This is a genomic window from Mesorhizobium sp. M2A.F.Ca.ET.039.01.1.1 (assembly GCF_003998035.1).
In the GTDB taxonomy this organism is placed as follows: domain Bacteria; phylum Pseudomonadota; class Alphaproteobacteria; order Rhizobiales; family Rhizobiaceae; genus Mesorhizobium.
This window is the reverse complement of record NZ_RZRY01000527.1, coordinates 1-4,523: the sequence shown is the minus strand read 5'-3', so window position 1 is coordinate 4,523 and position 4,523 is coordinate 1. Positions and strand designations below refer to the sequence as shown.

General features: G+C 60.4%; 1 protein-coding gene. It reads right to left on the bottom strand.

Features of this window, described 5'->3' with window-relative positions; all coding sequences use genetic code 11:
- Positions 1 to 653: 653 nt before the first annotated feature.
- Positions 654 to 4,439 carry an SDR family NAD(P)-dependent oxidoreductase gene (locus tag EOA24_RS28445; RefSeq protein WP_245501872.1) on the bottom strand — a complete coding sequence of 1,262 codons (3,786 nt, stop codon included), beginning with the start codon at positions 4,437 to 4,439 and terminating at the stop codon, positions 654 to 656.
- Between the last annotated feature and the right edge of the window lie 84 nt (positions 4,440 to 4,523).

The window sequence follows — 4,523 nt, the reverse complement described above, 5'->3', positions numbered from 1 at the left end:
CACCCGCCCGTTGCCAGCCGCGCACGGTCAATGAAGCGGGATCAACTTCGCCCTGCTCTGTGACCCCAAAATCCGCACCCCCTGGAACCGGCTTTTCAGCATGCCGATGATCATGACAATCGTATTTGGCATCGCCCTGCTCCATATTTCCAAACCACCCTCCTGGCGGTCGAGGACTTTATTATCTACTCTTGATCGCGATCCACTGCATAATGGCGGCTCGGTTCGCAAAGCCGACAAAGGCATTGCAGGCACCGCTACATGCGTCGTGACACGCCCTCAGGGCGGTCTCGTAAGTCGAATCCCTGCGATCTTCAGGCCATTTTATTGAGGAAATCGATAGCGTCCACAAGGCCGGCAAATGGACGATACAGGCCGATCGCTTCACAAAAATGGGGCTGCTGAAAACCTCAGCGTTTATTCGTTACTCCCAACATGCTCAACAGCCAAATTGCGCGAAGCCGGACTGCATCTACGCCTCACGACATTACAGAATGTGCTGCGCGGGCCACGACGATTCAAGTCGAGAAGTGCGTTAGCTCCCTCTTCAGAAAGCAGTTTGGCCGCTTCTGACATATTGCTGCATCCAACGGCAGGTTTCGCGGCCGAACGCTGCAAAACGGGTCGACTGATGGTCTGACTGAAGCCGGTAGTCAGGTCATCACCGTAAGTTGGCGCTTGCCATGTGCGGCCAACCGCTGGACGACGGGCTCAAGATCTTCGATGGCGACTCGAGTAAGGAGTTCGATCTGGTGTTCCATGAAAAAGTGACCGCCAGCGCAAAAATGCGCCTTGAACTCCTTCGTGGTATGCTCTTTCCAGCCGATAATGTGGTCGCCCGTAACATAGGGGTCGGTGCGGCCTCCTATTGCTGTAATTGGGACGTCGAGCGGAGGATGGGAACCGTAGCGATAAGCGTTGTTGCTCTCGAAATCCGCTCGTATAATCGGAAGCATCATCGCGCGCATTTCGGGATCTTCGAACAGCGCCTTGTTGTTTGCGAAATTTACCTCTTTTAGCATCTCCACGAACTCGCTCTCATCGAGTTCGTGTTCGGACTTGCCAGTCTCGTGATTAAACTGCTGGACGTCGATGGCGAACTGGTCGTCATTGTAAATCTGTGGCGAGCGACCCCCAGCCACGAAGAAGTGTTCCGGTTCCAGCCCGTGATCGCGGCGCACCCGCTGAGCAACTTCGAAGGCCTGGACGCCGCCATAGCAAAACCCGAGGAAGGCGAAGGGTTTTCCCTTAAGGAAGGGCAGCATCTCCGGCACGATGCCGTCGACCAAGTCCTCCATCCGCATCCAGAAGCCCTCTTCCAGGCGCGCGCTGCGGCCTGGCATCTGCAGGATGCCGAACTCTATGTGATCCGGCATCCTATCGATCCAGTGCTGGAATACGAGCGGGCCGCCGCCTGCATAGGGAAAGCCGATCAGACGGATCGGCGCGTCGGGCTTGGGATGTGGAATGATCACCGCGCTCTTGTCGTAGCTCTGGGCGCTGAATGCGATGACCGGCGCGGTCGGTTCTGTCTCGTCATCCGCTACGCCCCCGAGAGCGGCGGTCACCTGCGTCTGAGTGTCGGCCGCGATCTCCGCAAGTGAGGCACCCATCACCAGCTTCTGGAGCGAAACCTTGATGCCGGTCTTGGCGAGATCGTTGCGGAACTCAATTGTAGCTAAGGAGTCGAACCCCATCTGGTTGAGTGCTTCGTCCATCGGCAGGCTGTTCGGATCGGCAATGCCGAGCACACGGGCGACTTCTCCGCGCAGGAAGCTTTCGATGGCCTGACCGCGTTCGCTCGGCGCGACCGAGCCGAAGCGCCGCGCAAGTGGATCTGTCGCCTGGTAGTCATTGGCCGCCTGCGGATTCTTCAACACATTCGACAGAGACGTGAGCCAAGCAGGCGTCTCTCCATACTGCTTCTTGACGAAACGTCGCCACAGGATCGGCGCTGCGGTGAGCGTGCCACTTGAGGCGAACAGGCCGTCCAGCCGCTCGAGCGCCTCCCGGTTGCGGATCGCGAGCAGGCCGAAATCGGTCAGGCGCTTGCGCAGGCGCTCATCGAGTCCGGAAGCCATCCCAGTTTCCGCCCACGGACCCCACTCGATGCTGACGCCTGGCAGTCCCTCGGCGTTGCGGCCCTCGACGACGCGGTTCATGGCGGCATTGGCCGCGACGTAAGCCGCTTGGCCCTTCATACCGAGAAGCGCGCTAATCGAGGAGAAGCAGACGAAGAAGTCGAGTGAGAAGCGACGGCTCGCATTGTCCAGAACGAGCGTACCCTGGAGCTTGGCGCGGAGTGCCCGTTCGAGTTCGCTCGCCTCCTCGATCGATCCTAGTGTGGCGTCCTGAACGATGCCGGCGGTGTGGATTATCCCGCCGAATTGATGGCCCGCCTCAGAGAGATCGCCCAGGATTCGCTCGACTCCGACCTGGTCGGCGATGTCAACCGCATGCGCCGCGATCTCAGCGCCGGTACGGCGCAGGGCTTCGAGCCGTTCCTGTTTGGCACCGTCCGCGACGTCCCTGTTGAGAAGCACGAGGCGGCGCGCACCGCGATTGATCAGCCATTGGACCATTAGCGAGCCAAGAGCTCCAAGTCCGCCGGTGACGAGATAGATCTTCTGCGGATCGATCTTGCAATCCGTACCGACATCGCCGCTTTCGCTTAGGCGCAGGACGTAGCGTTCCTCTCCGCGCACGGCGTAGGCGGCCTCCAACCCGGTACCACCGAAAAGAATGCCAATTGCGACCGCGATTTCTGCGTCGCTCGGCTCGGCGCCGAGATCGATGTCACCCCCCCACAGATCGGGATGTTCGCTCGCGAGCACCATAGCCATTCCATGCAGTGAGGCGCTGACCAGTGAGGCTGGACGAGCCGCGTCCGGAATTGATGTGTCTGTTTGCGGAACGGCGCGGCCGGACTGGCCGACGACCCAAATCTTCGCTTTCGCTAGATTGCCATGCTTGGTGGCTGCCTGAACCGTCTGGATGAACTGCATGAGGGCGGCGGCGTGGCTGTGCGCCGCCTCGCCGATCTGTCCACTTGACGCGCCTTCCGCGCTTTCAGGGGTGACGATGATCCCCGCGACATTCGCGTCGAGCACGCCGGGGAAACCTGTTTCGACATTCGAAAGAACGACTGCTTTCTGTCTGAGCCCTTCGCGCTTCGCCTCAATCGCGTGAGCCAAACGTCCGGCCAGACCGAGGCCGTTGCCCAAGACGATCCAGAGGCCCTTGTCTTTCGGCAGTTGCGGCGTCGACTGCTTTTCCACGTGCCATTCGCGGCGGCAGTGCCATGCCAGCGGGGCGCTCGCTTTCGTGTCGATCCAGTGATGCCGACGCTCGAAGGGATAGAGCGGAAGATCGACGAGCCGGCGTTCATTATCCGGCAGATCGGTGAGCGTATTGATCGTAAGGCCGGCGACGAAAAGGCGGCCCGCGGTCTCGGCGAGAACCTCTGCGTCGTTGCGGGTGCGATTGAGGCTCGAGACGAATTGCGAGGGCGAGGCAATGCCATCTAAGGCCGCCTGCGCCATCGGAGTCAGGACGGGGTGCGGACCGATTTCGAGGAAGAGATTCGCCCCAACTTCCTTTGCCGTCATAATGCCCCGATGGAACAGGACGGGCTGGCGAACGTGGTCGGTCCAGTAGCGCGCATCAGCCACTTCCTCGCCAGCGATCTTACCCGTCTTAGCACTGATCAGTCGGCCGTCGGGCTTGGAAAAGTCAAGGGTGCTCGCGAACGCCTCAAACTGTTCGAGCATGGGATCCATGAGATGCGAATGAAAGGCGTGCGAGACCTTCAACTGCGTCGTGGGGACGCCTTTTTCTTTGGCGGCCTTGATCAGCGTTTCAAGTGCATCCTTCTCGCCTGAGACCACCGTACTGGCTGGTCCGTTCTCCGCTGCGATGGCGAGCTCGACTTCGGCGTCCCGGATCATCCGATGGGCTGTGTCCCGATCAGCCGTGAGGACGACCATCCCGCCATTGCGCGGAAGCCCACCCATGAGCTCGCCGCGCTTTGTGATCAGTTGCAGGCCGTCCTCGAGTGAGAACACGCCGGCAAGGTGGGCCGCAACGTATTCTCCGATGCTGTGGCCCATGACGATCTCTGGGACGAAGCCCCTAGCTTCGAGAACGCGCGCGAGTGCGAGTTCGATGGTGAACAGAGCGGGCTGGGTATATTCGGTATCGTGAACCAAATGGGCAAGCGTCCCGTCTCCGTAAAGGATGTCGCCCAATCGGTGTTTGCGAAGCCGTGCGACCACCGCGTCACAGGTTTCGAAGGCTTCGCGGAAGATCGGATCACTTTCGTAGAGTCCGCGCCCCATAGATTCGCCCTGGCCGCCCTGTCCGGTGAACAGGGCGGCGGGAACCACGTGTTTCGAGACGTCGACACGGCAACAATCGCTTGCGCGAAGACTCTCGGCCAACCGCGTGGTCGTCCGACCGGTCGCGAAACTCCGATATTCAAAAGCGCGGCGGGCGGTGTTCGCGGTGAAGCAGGTGGGGTCGCG